The following is an 18398-nucleotide window of genomic DNA, read 5'->3' on the forward strand; positions in this document are numbered from 1 at the left end:
CCTATGCGGACGCCACCGTGATCGCTCCGACGTCGACCGTCACGTCGACCGCGTGCCGGGACGTCGCTGACCTCGGGACCGTGATGTCGGTGTCGCCGACGTCGGTGTGGGTGTTCACCGCGTACGGGCCCGCGCCCGGCAGCACCAGTGAGACCGCGCCGGTGTTCGTGGTGACCGCGACCTTGTCGGGAGCACCCGCGTATCGCATGTCGACGTCACCGACGCCGACCCGGACGTCGGTGGACCGGCTCAGCGACCGGTGCGTGGTCACCTGACCGACGTCGATCCGGACGATCATGGCGCCCGAGAGGCCGGTCGCGTCCAGGTTCCCCGCGTCGACGTCCATCGACAGCGCCGTGCCGGCCGGTGCCGTCACGCGGTAGCGCACCTCGCAGGCCTTCTTGCCGGTGCAGCCCGGGGAATCGAGCGTCAGGACGCCGTCGTCCACGCGGTGACCGGTCGTGGGCTTGGACCCGTTGTAGCGGACGGTCTCGTCCACCGACACCGGCCCGTCACCGGCGACCACCTCGAGCTGAACCGCGTCGCCGCCCACCGACAGCTTCTGCACGGCGTCGGTGATTTCGTAGTGCTCTTCGCTCTTCTCCCGGAGCAGCTGGTCGCAGCCGCTCAGCAGCGCCGCGGCCGTGACCAGCCCCACGACCGCCGCGATCCGCCCACCCGTGTGCGCCTTCATCGGTCCGCCCTTCTTCGCGTCGGCACTCAGCCTGGCGAAAAAGAGCCCACCGCCCATCCGGCGTAGCCCCTGACTTCCCCCCCATTCCCACCTACGGGTCACCCCCGAGACGACTGCATCTGCTCTGACCTGGAGCCCGCTGAGGGCGACGCTGGCAGTCGAGCGCGAGACCGCCTCGGGCGCATCTGCTCTGACCCGGAGCCCGCCGAGGGCGACGCTGCCAGTCGAACGCGAGACCACCTCGGGCGCATCTGCTCTGACCTGGAGCCCGCTGAGGGCGGCGCTGGCAGTCGAGCGCGAGACCGCCTCGTATAACTGATACTCAAGGGCTCGCGCTCGCCTGTCAGCGTCGTTCTCAGCGGGCCGCGCACTACAGGGCGCGGGGGTGGGCTAGGGCATAGGCCTCGCGGAGTTTCTCCGCCGTGACCAGGGTGTAGATCTGGGTCGTGGCCACTGACGAGTGGCCCAGGAGCTCCTGGACGACGCGGACGTCGGCGCCGCCGTCCAGCAGGTGGGTGGCGAACGAGTGCCGCAGCGTGTGCGGCGACACCTTCCCGGCCAGACCGGAGCGCTCGGCAGCGCCGTTGAGGATCCCCCACGCCCCCTGCCGGGACAGCCGCCCACCCCGGGCGTTGAGGAACAGCGCGGGGGTGCCGCGCCCTTTCGTCGCCAGCGCCGGCCGCGACCGCACGAGGTACGCGTCGATCGCGGACCGGGCGAACGAGCCGACCGGCACCAGCCGGGTGCGGTCGCCCTTGCCGGTCAGCGCGACCGTGTCACGGTCCGCTGTGGGGACGTCGTCGACGTCCAGCCCCACCGCCTCGGAGATCCGCGCACCGGTGCCGTACAGCAGCTCGAGCAGCGCCCGGTCCCGCACGGCGCGCGGCTCGTCGTCGCCGGCGCTCGTGGCGTCCAAAAGCCGTTCGATGTCGACGAGAGGCAACGCCTTGGGCAACCGGCGCGCCGGCGTGGGGGGCCGGACCTCCCGGGCCGGGTCGGCACTCGCACGGCCGTCACGGACCGCGAAGCGGTGCAGGCCGCGGACCGCCACCACGGCCCGTGCGGCGGACGACGCGGCCAGCGGCGGGTGCTCGTCGTCACCGGCGCGCAGGGCGGCGAGGAACTCCCCCACGTCCCGCTCCCCCACCCCGGCCAGCCCGTCGACGCCCCGGGACCCGAGGAACCCCACGTACCGCTCGAGGTCGCGCCGATAGGCCACCAGCGTGTTCCGCGCCAGGCCACGCTCGACCGCCAGATGGTCGAGATACCCCCGCACCGCCCGCTCCAGCGCCTCCACGCCTACGTCAGGCCAGGACGTCGGCGAGCGGCGTCGCCGCCAAGCCATGCGCCGACGCCACCGGCGCCGACACCACGTGCCCGTCGTACGTGTTGAGCCCGAGTGCGAGCGCCGGATCGGCGCGCAGGGCGTCCTTCCAGCCCCGGTCGGCCAACTGCAGCGCGTACGGCAACGTGACGTTGGTCAGCGCATACGTCGAGGTGTGCGGCACCGCACCCGGCATGTTCGCGACGCAGTAGAACACCGAATCGTGCACCCGGTAGGTCGGGTCGGCGTGCGTGGTGGGACGCGAATCCTCGAAGCACCCGCCCTGGTCGATAGCGATGTCGACGAGCACCGACCCCGGCTTCATCTCCGCGACCAGCGCGTTCGACACCAGCTTCGGGGCCCGCGCACCGGCTACCAGCACCGCGCCCACGACCAGGTCGGCGTCGAGCACCGCCCTCTCGATCTCGTAGCTGTTGGACGCCACGGTCTGCAGGTGCCCCTGGTAGATGCGGTCGGCGGCGCGCAACTTGTCGATGTTGGTGTCCAGCAGCAGTACTTCGGCCTGCATCCCCAGCGCGATGGCTGCCGCGTTCATCCCGGAGACCCCGGCACCGATCACCACGGTCTTGGCGGCATAGACCCCGGACACCCCACCCATCAGAGTCCCGCGGCCCCCGCCCGACCGCATCAGGTGGTACGCCCCGACCTGCGGCGCCAGCCGCCCCGCCACCTCGCTCATCGGCGCGAGCAGGGGCAGCGACCGGTCGGCCAGCTCGACGGTCTCGTAGGCGATCCCGGTGACCCGGCGCTCGACGAGCGCGTCCGTGCACTCCTTGGACGCGGCCAGGTGCAGGTACGTGAAGAGGGTCTGACCGGGGCGCATCCGGTCGTATTCCTCAGGCGTGGGCTCCTTGACCTTGAGGACGAGCTCGGCGTCGCCCCAGACCGCGTCGGGGGTCCCGACGATGTCGGCCCCGGCGGCGGCGAAGTCCGCGTCGGTCAGCGAGGAGCCCAGGCCCGCGCCCGCCTGGACCGCGACCGAGTGACCGTGGCGCACCAGCTCCTGGACACCCGCCGGGGTCAGCGCGACGCGGTACTCGGAGTTCTTGACCTCTGCCGGGACACCGATCCTCACGCAGGGGAGTCTAGACACCGAGAGCGACGAAGTACGGTAACCGCTGGTTGCAGCTGTAAACGAGGTCAAAACCGGGAAGACAAAACCGGAATCTCGGTCGGCATTTGTAAACAAATAAGACACGAATTGACGGGTGTCGCCTACCCGATCGTGCGATGTAACCCGAGCCCACTACGCTGCGGCGCCATGACCTACTCTCCACCTCCTGGCCAGTACCCCGGCGGTCAGCCGGGCGGCTACCCCGGCGGTCAGCCGGGCGGATACCCGGGCGGCCAGCCCGGTTACGGCGCCGTCGACCCGGCGACCGGCCTCCCCTACTCCGACAAGTCGAAGCTGATCGCAGGCCTGCTGGGCATCCTGCTCGGTAGCTTCGGCGCCGGTCGGTTCTACACCGGTCACACCGGCATCGCGATCGGTCAGATCGCGGCCACGTGGCTCACCTGTGGCCTCGGCGCCCTGTGGCCGCTGATCGACGGGATCATGATCCTCGTCAACGGCGGCACGGACGCCCAGGGCCGCCCGCTGCGCCCGAACTGACCCCCGCACGTCCCGAAGCGCCGCGCCCCGATGGGGCGCGGCGCTCTACTTTCTGCACGGCCCGTCGAGGACGACGCTGACAGGCGCGGCCGAGGACTTGAGTATCACCTATACGCCGCGCCCTCGGCCGCGACTGTCAGCCCCGCCCTCGACGGGCTCCACGTCAGAGCCTGACGCCTTCGGCGTCGTCAGACCCGAGACGGTCGCGCCGCCCAGGGGGCGTCCGGGCCCCGGAGCCCGGTATAGCCCCGGGCGTGCGCGGCGAACGCCGCCAGCACCCCCGCCGCAGCGGCCGCGTTCTCGATCGAGCCGCCGAGCACCATGTCGACGGCCTCGTCCAACGCGAACCACGCCGTAGTCATCCCGGCTTCCTCGTCGAACCGCGTGTAGCGCTCCGCCTCCGGCACTCCGCTGATCTCCCGCGCCAGATAGATCCGGATCGCCTCGTTCGACGCCCCGGGCGTCGTGAGCAGATCCACGAGCGTGTCGAACCGCCCGGCCCGCAGGTCCGCCTCTTCCGCGAGCTCCCGGGCAGCCGACACCACGGCCGGCTCCCCCTCCACGTCGAGCAACCCGGCCGGGAGCTCCCACAGCTCCCGGCCCACCGGGTGCCGGTACTGCCGCACCAGCAGGACACGGTCGGACGAATCCACCGCCACGACCCCGACCGCACCCGGGTGGATGATCCAGTCGCGCAGCCGCGTGTTCCCGCCGGGCATCGTGACCTCGTCGGTCACGACGTCGATCACCCGCCCGGACGTGAACTGCGGCGTGCGCGACACGAGCTCGTACGTCACGACAGAGCACCCGCGGGGGTGTCCTGCACCGGCACCTCGACCGGCAGCCGACCGGCGTCGTTGTACTCCAGCGCCGCCGCCACGAACGACCGGAACAGCGGGTGCGCCCGCGTCGGCCGCGACTTGAACTCCGGGTGCGCCTGGGTGGCGACGAAGTACGGGTGCTGCTCGCGGTCGAGCTCGATGAACTCCACCAGCGTGCCGTCCGGCGAGGTGCCCGAGAACTCCAGGCCCACCGACGTCAGCTGCTTGCGGTAGGAGTTGTTGACCTCGTACCGGTGCCGGTGGCGCTCCGAGACGGAAACCGACCCGTACGCGTCAGCAACCACGGATCCCGGGGTCAGAGCAGCCGGATACGCACCGAGCCGCATGGTGCCGCCCATGTCCCGGTCACCGGCCACGACGTCCTTCTGGTCCGCCATCGTCGAGATCACCGGGTGCGGCGCGTCGGGCGTGAACTCGGTCGAGTCCGCCCCGTCCAGCTTCGCCAGCGACCGCGCCACCTCGATCACCATGCACTGCAGCCCAAGGCACAGCCCCAGCGTCGGGATGCGGTTCTGGCGGGCGTAGGTGATCGCGCCGAGCTTGCCGTCGATGCCACGCACCCCGAACCCACCGGGGATCAGCACCCCGTCGACGTCGGCGAGCGCGGCCGCGGCACCCGCCGGCGTCGCGCACTTGTCGGCCGGCACCCAGCGGATGTCGACCTTCGCGTAGTTGGCGATACCCCCCGCGCGCAGCGCCTCGGTCACCGACAGGTACGCGTCGGGGAGGTCGATGTACTTGCCGACCAGCGCGACCGTCACCGTGTGGTGCGGGCGGTGCACGCGGTCGAGCAGGTCGTCCCAACGGCTCCAGTCCACGTCCCGGAACGGCAGGTTCAGCCGGCGCACAACGAACGCGTCCAGCCCTTCGCGGTGCAGCACCTTCGGGATGTCGTAGATCGAGGCGGCGTCGGAGCAGGAGACCACCGCGTCGGCGTCGACGTCGCACATCAGGCTGATCTTGCGCTTGAGCGCCTCGGGAATCTCCCGGTCCGACCGGCACACGATCGCGTCCGGCTGGATACCGATGTTGCGCAGGGCCGCCACCGAGTGCTGGGTCGGCTTGGTCTTCAGCTCACCGCTCGGCGACAGGTACGGCACCAGCGACACGTGCAGGAACAGCACCTTGTCGCGGCCCACGTCGTGGCGGACCTGCCGGATCGCCTCCAGGAACGGCAGCGACTCGATGTCACCGACCGTGCCGCCGACCTCGGTGATCACGACGTCGGGCACCACGCCGTCGGGACCGGCCGCGGCCATCCCGCGGATCCGCTCCTTGATTTCGTTCGTGATGTGCGGAATGACCTGGACGGTGTCGCCCAGATACTCACCGCGACGTTCCTTGGCGATCACCCGGCTGTACACCTGACCGGTGGTGACGTTGGCGTTCGCCCGCAACTGGGTGTCGAGGAAGCGCTCGTAGTGACCGACGTCGAGGTCGGTCTCGGCCCCGTCCTCGGTGACGAACACCTCTCCGTGCTGGAACGGGTTCATCGTTCCGGGATCGACGTTGAGGTACGGATCCAGCTTCTGCATGACAACCCGCAAGCCGCGTGCGCTGAGCAAATTGCCCAGGCTGCTCGCGGTCAGGCCTTTACCGAGCGAGGATGCGACTCCCCCGGTGACGAAGACATGCGTGGTCGCCTGCGACGACAGCGACAAGGGGACTCCCGCGGTAATGGCGCGGCCTGGTGGCCCGCGCGCCCACGGAATTTCACGGTAACACGTCTGCGGTGGCCTCTGCGGAGCGTGCTGGCGTGTCGGACGGTTTCCCTCCGTCGGTTGTACCCTCCGTAGTCGCCTGGTCGCCCTTATCCGTTTCCTGTTCGTTCTCTTTCTCTACGCCATTCGGCGTACCGTCCGTCCGGAATCTGTCGGTCTCCGGACCACCGTCGCCCCCACTGGGTACATGATTCGTACCGACGCTCCCTGCTGGATACGGGCGCAGCCAAGCCGCCACCGCGGCGGGCAGAGCGATCAGCGCCGCGTTCACCGGGATGGCGATCCCGGAGTCGTTGACCGCGAACCCGAGCAGGCCGAGGACCACGACCACGCGCAGGCCCGTCCGCAGCCCCGGGTGGGCCTCGTAGGCGATCCGGAGCCCCGTCGGTGGCCGGAACACCGCGACCGCGGCCACGACCAGCAGGAGCGCCGCAGCGATCGTGTGCGGCCCGGCGAACAGCAGGTCGAGGTTCGCGCGAATCTTCCGGTCGACGGTGGCCAGCCCGTTGCCGTCGAGCACGGTGGCCACGAACCGGCCGAAGTGCGTGCGGTCCTCCTCGGGCCGAAGGTAGTCCGCGATCGCGAGCGCAGCGACCAGCGCGGCGCCGGTCCCGAGCACGGCCACGGCCTTGCCGGTGGTGACCTTCCGCCCGGCGACCAGCAGCGTGAGGACGCCGAACGCGGGCACGAGCGTGAGGATGCCGCCGAAGTCGGTACCGAGGCCGGGCGAGCCCTCGACGACGATCACCGGCACCGCGACGGCCAGCGCCACGGCCACTGCGGTGCGAGCGGGCCGCCCGGTGGCCAGCGCCGCCGCCAGGAGCACCGCGGCAGTGCCCAGTACGGCGAAGGCGACGTTGCCGAACCCGACGTACCGTCCGCCCTCCAGTGCCGTGTAGCCGAGCAGGCTGTTCAACTGCAGACGCGCTCCGGTCGCCACGTCCGCGAGCAGGACGAGGACGGTGACCGCGCTGATCGCGGCCAGCCGCCCGGTGGCGGTGCGGCCCCAGGGCGGTGCGATCGCCGCGGCGGTGACCAGCACCATCGCGCCGAGCACCGCACCGGCCAGCGCCGGGATCGTCGGATCGGCGGCCCACCAGGGCACCAGGTTCGCGAGGAACGTGGCCACGGGGAACGCGCTCAGCCCGGTCACCGCGATCGAGCCGTACCGCCGGAGGGTGGCCGTGGGCTCGCGGCGGCGGATCAGCCACGCGGCGACGCCGTAGACGATCGCGCACAGCACCGCGAACCCGGCCAGGAACGTGCCGACGAGGTGCTTGCGCGAGACCGCTGCGGTGTCGGCGTCGACCAGCTCCTCGCGGGTCGCGTCGAAGCCGGGGCGCTCGGTGTCGGACGTGATGACCGGGCGGCCGGCGATGTCGTCGGGGACCGACTCGCCGAGCACCGCGAGGACGGTGGGCGCCATGTCCACGAGTTGCAGGTATGGTTCGCGCCCCGTGCTGGGCGAGCGCAGCCAGCCGCCCTCGAAGCCGGGGCCGACCCCGATCGCCACGTGCAGGCGGCCGTCGGTGGCGTCGGTGTCGGAGACGCCGACGACCAGGAGCGTCGAGTTCACCGGGCGGGTGGCCTCGATCTGCGCGAGCGCCGTGTCGACGCGGCGCAGTGCCTCGGCCCGCTGGGTGCCGTAGTGGGCGGGGTCGGGCAGGATGCCGAGGTCGATCGCGGTGAACGGGCAGGCGCGCAGCAGTGGGCCAGGATCGTCGGGCAACGTGGGACGGTAGACGTCGATGGTCCCGGACGAGTCGGCGGCGGCGAGCGCCCCGCCGGTGCCGACCGCGCCCGTGCAGTTGAGCCGGGTGCCGATCAGGCCGGGCTTCGCGCCGAAGCGCAGGCCCCGGTTGAGTGCGGCGAGGTCCTCCCAGCCGTCGACCGAGGCGCCGGAGCCCTTCTTCCGGGTGCTGACCGGCGGCGCGGTGCGGGGACCGCAGCCCTCGGCGGTGTCGATCTCCGACGGTTCGACGATCGCTGACGACCGGCCCGCGCCGAGCGTCAGCCAGCCCTCACCGGCGCAGGTGACCGCCGGGGCGGACCGTACCGACAGCGTGCCGACCGAGCCCTTGGTGGCGAGCTTGGCCAGCGTCGGCGTGCGATCGGTGACGTCGGCCCACTGCAGGCCGGCCACACCGACCACGATGACTGCGTCCGACCGGATCGTCTCGGTCGCCGGCCGCGCGGCCGCCGCCGTCGGGGCGAACAGCGCGCCGAGCACCGCCGCGAGCCCCGCGACACCCAGAATCCGACCTCTCACCGCGCCACCCGACCACTGGGCCCCACAGCCTCGTCCGCCTGCTCCGGCGTGACCTCGGCCTCCCCGGCCTCCGCCCGGGCCCGAGGCACGCGCACCGCGGAGTCAGCCGCCACCGCGGAGTCGGCCGGCATGGCCACATCGGCCGGCATGGCCGCGCCGTCGGCCGCGTCGGCCGCGTCGGCCGAGGAGGCCGCGCCGTCGGCCGACGCGGCCGAGGGGGCCGCGCCGTCGGCCGGGGGCTTCTGCGCCGCGCCGGGGGCGGAGCGTGGCGCGCCGGGGGCGGAGCGTGACGCGTCGGGGGGTGGGGCCTCGTTCAGTGGGGTGGTCGCAGGCACAACGGGGTCTCCGCCTGTCGAAGGGGGTTCGTCCGACGAGCCGGGTAGCGGCTCGGGTCCGGACGGCCGGGGGTCCGTCGGGTGCGACGGATCATCCGGTGCCTCGCCGGAGCCCGGTCCGGACGACGGCGGAGGCGGGGCAGAAGTCGCCGGTGCGTTCCACACCGGCAGATCGCGACGTGCGGGCCGGCGACCAGCCAACGCGACGCGGATCGTGAGCGCGATGGCCAGTGGCACCGCCACCATCGACGCGAACGCGGGCACCGCCACGCCGGAGTCGTTCAGCGCGAACCCGAGTACCGCGGCGACGCCGAGCCCGGTGAGCCCGGCCCGCACGGCCGGGTACAACCCCAGCACGCGGCGCAGCCGCGCGGTGGGCACCAGCAGGACGAACGTCACGAAGATCGCGACCGCCACCACCAGGATCGTGAGCTGGCTGGTGAGCAGCAGGTTGACGTTGGCCTCGGCCTTGCGCTGAATCACGGTGCCGGCCTGACCGTCGAGCAGCTGGGCGACGAACCGCCCGAGGTGCGACCGGTCGGACTCCGGGCGCGCGTAGTCGGCCGCCGCGAACGCCGACACCGCACCGAGCGCAGCCACCGCCGCACCGGCGACGACCGCGCTCGACACCCGCCGCCCCGACAACCGCACCGCGGCGAGCAGCACGGCCGGCGTCAGCGCGAGGATGCCGCCGATGTCGGCCCCCCACCCGGGAGCGCCGACGACGAGCACCGCGGCGGCACCGGCCACCGTGAACAGCGTCGGGCGACGCCAGCCCGGCACCGCCTGGGCCAGACACCCGACGCCGATCAGCACCCCGGCCGCGTAGACGCCGAACGCGAGGTTGCCGAACCCGGTGAACCGGCCCGCGACCAGCGGCGAGTACCCGGGCACCGCGTTGAGCTGCAGGTTGCTGCCGGTGAGCACGTCGGCGCCGAGCACCAGCGCGGTCGCGATCGCCACACAGCCGATCGGACCGGTGGGACGCCCGCGCCAGGGCCCGCCGTACGCGATGCCGGTGAGCGCCGCGACCCCGGCCAGGATCAGCGCGACGAGGATGAACAGCGGGTGGTCCGAGCGCCACCACGGGACGACGTTCGCGGCGAACGCGGCCACCGGAACCGTCGCCAGCGTCACCGCCAGGACCTCGACGACCTCGAGCGCCCGCGGCCATCGCAATTTCGTCGCCGGCGCGGGGACGGCCGCGACGTCGACCTCGGCCACGACCGTGTGCCAGCCGCGGAACGCCAGTTGCCAGGACGCCAGCATCAGCGCGATCACCGCGACGACCATGATCGTGAAGAACGGCTGCACGAGCGGCCGCTGCGCACCGGCGGCGCGGTCGTGGTCGTTCAGCCGCGCGACCTGACCGGCCGGGGTGGCCGCCTGGGCACCGGCGGGGACCATCGCGACACCGTTCATCGACGGCACCGGGGCGAGGCCCAGCGCGGAGATCGCGGTGGGGGCCAGGTCCATCAGCTGGACGAACGGCGCCTTTCCGGTCGTGGGCGACATGAGCTCGGCACCGGGGGTGAAGCCGGGGCCGACCGCGACCGCCACGTGCAGCCGCGGCACGTCGCCGGTGTCGGAAACCCCGACGACGAGCAGCACCGAACCGGTCGGGCGGGCGGCGTCGACCCGGGCGACGATCGCGTCGGCCGCGGTGGCCACCCGCTGGCGCGTCGGCGCGCCGCTGCGGTCGGAGATCGCCGGCCCCTCGACGATCGTGACGGGGCAGCGGGTGAACAGCTCGGTGGAGTTCGCGGGCAGCGTCGCGACGTACCGGTCGATGCGACCGCTCGGGTGCGCGGCCGCGACCGCGGCACCGCGCCCCACCGCGCTGACGCACCGGACGCCGTCGGCGAGCGCCCCGGGGCGAGTGCCCTGCGAAAGGTCGCTGTTGCGGGCGATGATCTCGCGCTGCTGCGGGAGCCGCACCCCGGTGCCGCCGGCGGCACTGGTTCCGCCGGCCGGAGTGGGCGCGGCGAGCGGGAACTGGTCGGGACAGGTGGACCCGTGCCTCGGGCCGCGGCCCCGGTTCCCGGCGCCGAGCGTCACCCAGCCGTCGGCCGGGCAGGTCAGCGGGCCCGCGGCGCGCACCGACAGCGCACCGGCGCTGCCCTCGCGCATCAGGCGCCAGAGCGTGGGGGTGTGCTGCGCGTCGACGTCGTCCCAGCGCAGCCCCGGAACGCCCACCACGACGACGTGCGCGGTCGCGGGGGTGACCGGTGCGGGCGAGGCCACCGGCAGGCCCGGCACCGCGGTCATGCCGGTGATCGCGGCGATCACGACCACGGCACACACCACCGCGACGCGGAGCAGCAGCGTGATCGTCCGCTCCCCCGTCACGAGGGCGCCTCCGCCGGCGCGTGTTCCGCATCGGCCGAACCGGCGAGCTCCGCGTAGACGGCAGCGGCGTGCGCCGCGACAGTGGCCTCGTCGGGCCAGCCGGCGGCGATCTCCGCGCCGCGTGCGGCCAGCGCACGGGCGGCGTCGGGGTCGGCGAGCAGCGCGCTCACCGCGTCGGCGACCGCGCCGGGGTCACCGGCGGGCACCAGCCGGGCACCATCGGAGACCAGGCCCGGCACCCCGCCGACCGCGGTGGCCACCAGCGGACGCCCGGCCCGCAGTGCCTCCTGCGCGAACAGCTGGCGCGCCTCCCAGTCACTGGTGACCACCGCGACGTCACACGCGGCCAGCAGCTCGGCGACATCGGACCGGTGGCCGAGGAACCGCACGGGCGCAGCGCGCTCGGCGACGCGCTGCCGGAGCGCGGCCTCCTCCGGGCCACTCCCCGCGACGACGACCGTAGCACCGGCCCACCGCACGGAAGCGTCGATCAGCACGTCGAGACGCTTCTGCTGGTGCAACCGGCTCACGGTGAGCACCAGCGGGCCGTCGACGCCGAGCGCCGCCCGGGTCTCGGCGCGGGTCTTCGCCGGCGCCTCGAGCGCCGGCGCAGCGACCGGCCCCGGCCGGACGTCGCGCCCGCCGAGCCGCAGCACCCGCCCGATCAGGTCGTCGGACGCGGTCAGCGTGACGTCGGCGGACCGGGCGACGACCCGCTCGAGCCCCCGCAACACCGGATTCCGGGCCATCAGCAGGTTGTGCCACGTGACGACCAGCGGCCGGCGCCCGGCCGCCGCAGCGACCAGCCCGGCACGCAGCCCGTGGGCGTGCACGACGTCGGGGCGGTCGGCGCGCAGCCGGCGGCGCAGCGTCGCCAGCGCGGTGGCGTCCTTCAGCGGGTGCGGGCGGGCGGGGATCTCCACCGGCGCGAATCCGGCTCCGACCGAGCGGAAGGCGAACAGGTCCTCGGTGGCGGCCGGGCCGTGCACGTCGACCCGGTGCCCGGACGCGACCAGGTGCTGGGCCAGCGACCGCACGTGGCGACCGACGCCGCCCGTGCTCGACGCCAGCACCAGCGCAACCCGCGGCCGTCCGCTGTTCACGCCTTCTCTCCTTCGTGGTCGGTCACTTGTCGCTCGGGGTCCAGCATGCCTGGTCGGTCCGACAGCTTTGTCACTGACTTCGTTCGCCGGGTCTCCCCGGGTCGCCTGAGGGGGACGCCCGTCTCCGCGCCGACCAGCCGTCCGACCACGCGCAACACCACCACGAAAAGCACCACGACCGACACAGCGGTCACGGCACCGACGCCGAGCACGGCCAACACGCTGTCCCCGGGAATCGCCGACGCGACCCACGCCCCACCCGCCGCGGCGACCACCCCGGCGGGTACCAGCGCGGCGAACAGACGTCCCAGGCCGCGCAGCGACCCCGCCCCGGTGATCCGAGCGGTCAGCACCAGCAGCGCGACGCCCAGCACCGTCATCCCGATCGTGTTGCCCGCCGCGAGCGCCGCGACCCGGTCGCCGGCCGGCAGCACCAGCGCGAGCACCACGTCGGCGACAGCGGTGACCGCCCACCCGCCGAGCACCGCGACAGCGACCGGCCCCGGCCGCCCGGCCGCGTACAACGCCCGCGACAGCAGCGCGAACAGCCCGTACCCGAGCAGTCCCGGCGCGAAGAGCGCGACGCCCGCCGCCACCGCCGACCGGCTCGCGTCACCGTCTCCGGCGGCCGTGACGACCGCCGCGATCGGCTCCGCACCGGCGATCAGCGCCGCGGTGGCCAGCGCGCAGAGCACCAGCGTGCCGTTGAGCGTCGTCCGCAGTGTGTCGCGGTACCCGGAATGGTCCGCACGCTCCCACGCGGCCGCCAACCGCGGGTACGCCGACGTCGCCAGCGGCACCGCGAACACGGCCCAGGGCAGCAGGAACACCGTCTGCGCCATCGTGAACACCACGACCGAGCCGTCCGGCGCCGACCAGCGTTTGGCCAGCAGGAGCGCGACGAGCAGCGCCAGCTGCTGCCCGACGACGGTGGCCACACCGCTTCCCACCAACCGCCCCACCTGCTCGACGACGCCCGGCGGGAACCGCAGCGTAGGCCGGATCCGGACACCGGTACCGCGCAGCGGCACCAGCAGGCTCAACGAGAGCACGACGACGCCCAGCGTGGTGCCGACCGCCAGCACGAGCTGGCCCGCGAGCCCGACGTCGACGGCGTTCTCGGCACCGCTCTCCATCCGGCCGTAGACCAGGTACGCGGCGATCACCGTGACGCTGGAGAGCAGCGGCGCGAGCGCCGGCCCGGCGAACCGGCGGTGCGCCTGCAGCACGCCGGTCAGCACGACACCGACGCCGTACAGCACCAGCTGGGGCGCGAAGATCCGCAGCAGCAGACGTCCGAACGCGCCGTCTGCGGAACTCGCCTCCGGCCCGAGCAGCCCGGCGACGATCGGCCCGGCCCCGACCGCGATGACGACCGCCAGCGGCGCGAGCAGCAGGATCGCCCAGGTGAGCAGCGCGGACGTCACCTGATCGACGGTCGCGCGCTCGCGCCGGTCGGCGGCGCCGGCCAGCAGCGGCACGACGACGGCGGCGAGCGCCCCACCGGCGACGATCTCGAACACGATGTTCGGGATCGTGTTGACGACCTGGTAAATGTCGCCGACGCCGTGGTAGCCCACCGCGCCGGTGAACACGAAGATCCGGCCGAACCCGACCACCCGGGCGAGGACGGTGAGGCCCGCGATCAGACCGGCCGCGCCGAGCAGCGTCCGGGTGCGGCGAGCCCGGAGCGGCGGCGTCCCGGTGTCGTCCGGGGCCGCCGCGGTGTCCGGCACGGTCACCGCCCTCCGGCGCCCGGCCCCGGCTCCCCCACCCGCTGTGACGTTGGCGCCGCCGTGACCTCGGCCGCTGGTTCCCCAGCGGTTGGCACTCCGGCGGCAGGCTCGGTGCTGGGGGCCCGGCGCCCCCACCGGTCGATCGCGTTCAACGCGGGCGTGCGCGCGATCACCGCGGTGAAACTGACCTTCTCGCTGGCGGCCATCAGCCCGACCAGCCCGGCGGCGGTCAGCGCCCGCCCGGTGCGGCCGAGCCGGGTCGCCGCGGCGACGCCCAGCAGCGCCCCGAGTGCGTTCGCCCCGGCGTCGCCCAGCATGGACCGCTCGCCCAGATCGTCGGGAAGAGCGGTGACGGCGGCACCGGTGACCGCGGACGCGACGGCGGCGGAGCCGGAACGGTCGGACACCAGCAGCGGACCCGCGGCCAGCAGACCGACCTTCAGCGCCCGCCCCGGGCGCAGGTCGAACAGGTTGACGACGTTCGCGGCACCGGCGATCACGGTGGCGGCCAGCGCGGTGTCCACCGCCGCGCCGAGCGGTGAGCGCGCCCGGGGCAGCAGCGCACCCGCGACGAGCGCACTCGCGCCGACCCCGGCCACCTTCACCGCGCCCGCGCTGACCCGGCCCTCGCGGAGCGCGTTCAGGTGCCCGCGGAAGCCCTTGTCGGTGCGCTGGTCCGGCCGGGCGCCCACGACGTCGTCGTACGCGCCGACGGCGGCGGCTCCCAGGCCCGCTACGCCGACGGCGGTCGCTACCCGCGGTGAGACCCCCGACGTGCCGATCACGGCCGCGAGCGTGGCACCCAGGGCCGTCGTGGGCCCTTCGGCGAGCGTCACCGGCTCACCCCGGTGGTTCGTCCGACCCAATGCCTGGGTGATCGACGCCGGGAGGCGCGTCGCCGCACGCTGCAGCGCGTACGTGGCGGCAGCCGCCAGAGCGGCGGAACCGAACCGTGCGGCGGGCACGCGTCCTCCTCGGTGAATCAGCTGCGGAGCGTCGGGATCCGCGCGGTCGCGCCGCTGCCGGTGCCGTAGTGCCCGACCTGACCGTTGAACTGCTCGACCAGCGCCATGGCGGTGGCCACCTGCCCCTCCGCGAGCGAGACCCCGTCCACGGTCGAGATCGCCTTGGCCAGGGTACCGTCGTCGCGAACCGCGGCCACCGGGTTGCCCGCCCCCGCCGCCGTCGACCCGGCTAGTACCATCTGCGCCGCCACGGTGTCGAACTGCTTCACGATCTCGACGAACGCCTTGTTGCGGACGTCCGCGCCGCTGCCGGTCTCCGGGGAGCCGGTCACGAACACCACGGCGGTCGGCGGCGTCGTCGCGACCTGACCGTCCAGGTCGAGCACCTGCAGGTTCTCGTAGGCCTCGATGATCGACGTGCGGTTGAGTGCGGTGATCTGCGCCGGGTTGGCGAGCAGCGCGGTGGCCAGGAGCGCCGACGAGGTCTCCACCCCCACGCCGTTGTTCGGCAGGTTCGTGACGCCGGCCGGAGTGATGCGCGCGGCCAGGTCCTGCAGGGCGTCGTCCTTGTTCGGGTCGGTGAAGTCCTTGCGCAGGCGCACCTGACCGGTGATCGTCGCGCCGGCCGTCGTCAGCATCTTCGCGACCTGGTCGCGGTCGGCGTTGTCGGCCGTCGGGCCGCTGACCAGCAGCACCGACCTGGTGTTGAGCTTGCCGGCCAGCAGGCCGGGCGCGATCTGGCGCACGAACTCGTTCTGCGACGCCGCCCGGGTCTGCAGTTCCTCGACCTGGTCGCGCAGCTGGTCGTTGCTGTTCCGGAGCCCGCCGACCTGCTCGTTGATCTGGTTCGCCACGGTGCCGTTCAGCGCCGCGGTGCCGAGCACCAACCCCACGGCCAGCGCGAGGAAGACCGCGGTCAGCGAGACCACGTGGTACCGGAAGTTGATCACGAGAACAGCCTCTGTAGCTGGAAGACCAGGTTGTCCCACTGCTCGGCGAGCAGCTGCAGGGAGGTGCGGCCGACGGTGGAGATCGCCAGCGCGGCCGCCATCGCGCACAGCCCGGACGCGATCAGGACGAACAAGGACATCGACGACATGCGCTGCCGGTAGAGGCGGCTCACACCCTTGGCGTCCACCAGCTTGCCGCCCACCCGCAAGCGGGTGAGGAACGTCGACGCCATGCCCGCGCGTCCCTTGTCGAGGAACTCGACCAGCGTGGCATGGGTGCCGACCGCGACGATCAGCGTCGCGCCGCGCTCGTCGGCCAGCAGCATCGCGATGTCCTCGCTGGTGGCCGCCGCCGGGAACACCACGGCACGGACGCCGAGCCGGTCGACGCGGGCCAGGCCCGGCGCGCGTCCGTCGGGATAGGCGTGCACGACCACCTCGGCGCCGCAGCGCAGCACGTCGTCGGAGACCGAGTCCATGTCGCCGACGATCAGGTCGGGCGTGTAGCCGGCCTCGACCAGCGCGTCCGCACCGCCGTCGACGCCGATCAGCACCGGGCGGAACTCGCGGATGTAGGAGCCGAGCACGTCGAGGTCTTCGCGGTAGTCGTAGCCGCGCACGACGATCAGGCAGTGCCTGCCGTCGATCTGGGTGCGGATCTCCGGCACACCCACACCGTCGAGCAGGAGCTCGCGCTCCCGCTTCATGTACTCCATCGTGTTCGCCGCGAACGCCTCGAGCTGCACCGACAGCCCAGCCTTCGCCTCGGTCATCGCGGCGGAAACGGTCTCGGAGTCCTGACGCTGACCGGTCGCGACGATCTCGTCGTCGAGGTAGACGTTCGCGCCGTCGACGCGGACGCGCTGCCCCTCCCGGACGCGGTCGAAGATCTCCTGGCCGACCGCGTCGACGAGCGTGATGCCCGCGGCGACGATGACCTCGGGCCCGAGGTTGGGGTAGCGCCCCGAGATGCTCGGCGACGCGTTGACGACCGCGGAGACACCGGACGCCACCAGTGCGTCGCCGGCGACCCGGTCGATGTCGACGTGGTCGATGATCGCGACGTCACCCGGCTTGAGCCGCTGAGTGAGCCGCTTGGTGCGGCGATCGAGTCGCGCCGGCCCTGCCGTGGCGGTGTCACCATCGGCAGCGCGGGGGCGTCGGAGAGTCGGGAGGCGCATCCCCTGCATCCTCTCACCGCGTGCCTACATGATTGGCAGCGACGCGCCCTCCTGGCAGGAACCACCACAAAGGGCATTTATCGTCGCGTCAGAAGTCGTCGAGCATCCAGGGCGCCGGGCCGGCGAACGCCGCTGCCAGGCGCGCCAGCGCATCGTCGTCGCCCTCGGCCAGGCTCGCCGAACGCAACGCCTGCGCCCCCGCGTACCCCGTGAACACCGCGGCGAGCCCGCGCGGGCCGAGCTTCACCGCGCCGGTGCCACCCCGGGTCAGGGTGCCGCGTCCGCCGGCCACGGACAGCGTCCACCGCCCGTCGTTCCACGGCGCCTGCGGATCGACGATCTCCAGATCGACGTCGGCGCCCAGCGGGCCGTAGCCACGCCCGGCCACCGCGGCCGGGGCGTCGATCACCCGCAGCATCCACGGTTCGTGCCACGTGTACCCGCCGCGCGGCAGCCCGAGGCCACCGATCACCGGGTCGGCCAGCCGCACCCGCGTGTTGCGGATCGACGTCTGCCAGGAGCCCGCGACCCGCAGCAGGGCATCGCGCACGTCCTGCCGGTCGGCGATGAGGTCGTGGACCTCGAGCCGCGCTGCCGCGTCGGGGATCTCCTCGCGGCTCCAGCTCACGTATCCGGCGTCGACCCCGTCGACAGTGGCGATCACGAGGCCGTCCAACCGGGCCAGCTTCGCCGGATCGAACACCGGGCCGGTACGGGTCAGCGGCCCCACCGCCGGGCGCGCGGCCGCGGTGTACAGCGCGTGCACGGCCTTCAGGTCGGCGTCGGCCGGCTCGGCGCGGTCGAGCGCACGGAGGCTGACGTCGGTGGTGGGTTTCACCCCGGCGGGCCCGGCCGCCCCCGCCGTCGCCAACAGCGCCGCCGGAAGTTCGATGACCGCGAGCTGACCGGCGACCTCCCACCCGAACGACCGGTACGCCGGCGGGATCGACGGGTAGAGCGTGCTCACCGGCTGCTCGTCGTCGCGCATCCGCTCGATCGCGCGCGTCAGCAGTTTCCGCGCGATGCCCCGGCGCCGCGCGTGCGCCGCGACCGCCACCGACGAGATGCCGCCCATCGGCAACTCGCGCCCGGCGAACCACTGCCCGTACGGCCGGATCGACGTCACGCCCAGCAGATCGCGCCCCTCGACGGCCGCGAACACGACGTCACGCGCGGTGCTCTCCCGGTACTTGTCGGCCCGGTCGGGCCCACCGAACGCGTTGCGCAGCAGGTGCGCGCCAGCGGTCGTCAGCGTGGTGTCGTCAGGCGTCAGCTGAACGATGTCGATCATGTCGG

Annotated in this window: 14 protein-coding genes; 1 reads left to right on the top strand and 13 read right to left on the bottom strand. The window is 73.2% G+C overall.

Annotated features, from left to right (window positions below; all coding sequences use genetic code 11):
* Position 1 precedes the first annotated feature (1 nt).
* From ACGFY5_RS36675 to ald, 3 genes are all read right to left on the bottom strand, one after another.
* Entirely contained in the window at positions 2–694 is a 693-nt protein-coding gene (locus ACGFY5_RS36675; protein ID WP_392727758.1) for a DUF4097 family beta strand repeat-containing protein, read from the bottom strand.
* Positions 695–1064: 370 nt separating this feature from the next.
* Complete coding sequence (locus tag ACGFY5_RS36680) at positions 1065–2039, bottom strand: site-specific tyrosine recombinase XerD (protein ID WP_392727761.1); 975 nt, start codon at positions 2037–2039, stop codon at positions 1065–1067.
* Entirely contained in the window at positions 1999–3114 is a 1116-nt protein-coding gene (ald, locus tag ACGFY5_RS36685; protein ID WP_392727764.1) for an alanine dehydrogenase, read from the bottom strand. The genes ACGFY5_RS36680 and ald overlap by 41 nt, the downstream gene beginning before the upstream one ends.
* Positions 3115–3300: 186 nt before the next feature.
* Here ald and ACGFY5_RS36690 point away from each other — a divergent pair, with 186 nt between their 5' ends.
* Positions 3301–3651, top strand: a complete 351-nt coding sequence (locus ACGFY5_RS36690) for an NINE protein (protein WP_392727767.1) — start codon at positions 3301–3303, stop codon at positions 3649–3651.
* Positions 3652–3839: 188 nt separating this feature from the next.
* Here the strand turns inward: ACGFY5_RS36690 and ACGFY5_RS36695 are convergent, their stop codons facing one another.
* From ACGFY5_RS36695 to eis, 10 genes are all read right to left on the bottom strand, one after another.
* On the bottom strand, positions 3840–4448 hold the full coding sequence (locus ACGFY5_RS36695; protein WP_392727770.1) for an NUDIX domain-containing protein: 609 nt from the start codon (positions 4446–4448) through the stop codon (positions 3840–3842).
* Positions 4445–6154 (bottom strand): CTP synthase, encoded by a 1710-nt coding sequence (locus ACGFY5_RS36700; protein ID WP_392727772.1) that lies wholly within the window; start codon positions 6152–6154, stop codon positions 4445–4447. Before ACGFY5_RS36700 ends, ACGFY5_RS36695 begins: the two co-directional genes overlap by 4 nt.
* A gap of 52 nt (positions 6155–6206) precedes the next feature.
* Entirely contained in the window at positions 6207–8483 is a 2277-nt protein-coding gene (locus tag ACGFY5_RS36705; RefSeq protein ID WP_392727774.1) for a hypothetical protein, read from the bottom strand.
* Entirely contained in the window at positions 8480–11167 is a 2688-nt protein-coding gene (locus ACGFY5_RS36710; RefSeq protein ID WP_392727777.1) for a hypothetical protein, read from the bottom strand. Before ACGFY5_RS36710 ends, ACGFY5_RS36705 begins: the two co-directional genes overlap by 4 nt.
* Complete coding sequence (locus ACGFY5_RS36715) at positions 11164–12270, bottom strand: glycosyltransferase family 4 protein (protein WP_392727780.1); 1107 nt, start codon at positions 12268–12270, stop codon at positions 11164–11166. The genes ACGFY5_RS36710 and ACGFY5_RS36715 overlap by 4 nt, the downstream gene beginning before the upstream one ends.
* Positions 12267–14012, bottom strand: coding sequence for a murein biosynthesis integral membrane protein MurJ (gene murJ, locus ACGFY5_RS36720; protein ID WP_392727783.1), 1746 nt, complete (start codon positions 14010–14012; stop codon positions 12267–12269). The genes ACGFY5_RS36715 and murJ overlap by 4 nt, the downstream gene beginning before the upstream one ends.
* The gene (locus ACGFY5_RS36725; RefSeq protein ID WP_392727785.1) at positions 14009–14971 is read right to left on the bottom strand and encodes a hypothetical protein; all 963 of its coding nucleotides are present in this window, start codon (positions 14969–14971) and stop codon (positions 14009–14011) included. The genes murJ and ACGFY5_RS36725 overlap by 4 nt, the downstream gene beginning before the upstream one ends.
* 17 nt (positions 14972–14988) lie before the next feature.
* Positions 14989–15921, bottom strand: coding sequence for a copper transporter (locus ACGFY5_RS36730; RefSeq protein ID WP_392727788.1), 933 nt, complete (start codon positions 15919–15921; stop codon positions 14989–14991).
* Complete coding sequence (steA, locus tag ACGFY5_RS36735; RefSeq protein ID WP_392727790.1) at positions 15918–17102, bottom strand: putative cytokinetic ring protein SteA; 1185 nt, start codon at positions 17100–17102, stop codon at positions 15918–15920. Before steA ends, ACGFY5_RS36730 begins: the two co-directional genes overlap by 4 nt.
* An 88-nt stretch (positions 17103–17190) precedes the next feature.
* Positions 17191–18393, bottom strand: a complete 1203-nt coding sequence (gene eis, locus ACGFY5_RS36740; protein ID WP_392727792.1) for an enhanced intracellular survival protein Eis — start codon at positions 18391–18393, stop codon at positions 17191–17193.
* Positions 18394–18398: the final 5 nt, after the last annotated feature.

Origin of the sequence: Cryptosporangium sp. NPDC048952 (assembly GCF_043197895.1) — a bacterium.
In the GTDB taxonomy this organism is placed as follows: domain Bacteria; phylum Actinomycetota; class Actinomycetes; order Mycobacteriales; family Cryptosporangiaceae; genus Cryptosporangium.

Bases quoted from the DNA above. Each gene is read 5' to 3' on its own strand.
- ACGFY5_RS36675 (WP_392727758.1), bottom strand. From the start codon at position 694: ATGAAGGCGCACACGGGTGGGCGGATCGCGGCGGTCGTGGGGCTGGTC.
- steA (WP_392727790.1), bottom strand. From the start codon at position 17,102: ATGCGCCTCCCGACTCTCCGACGCCCCCGCGCTGCCGATGGTGACACC.
- ACGFY5_RS36690 (WP_392727767.1), top strand. From the start codon at position 3,301: ATGACCTACTCTCCACCTCCTGGCCAGTACCCCGGCGGTCAGCCGGGC.
- eis (WP_392727792.1), bottom strand. From the start codon at position 18,393: ATGATCGACATCGTTCAGCTGACGCCTGACGACACCACGCTGACGACC.
- ACGFY5_RS36680 (WP_392727761.1), bottom strand. From the start codon at position 2,039: ATGGCTTGGCGGCGACGCCGCTCGCCGACGTCCTGGCCTGACGTAGGC.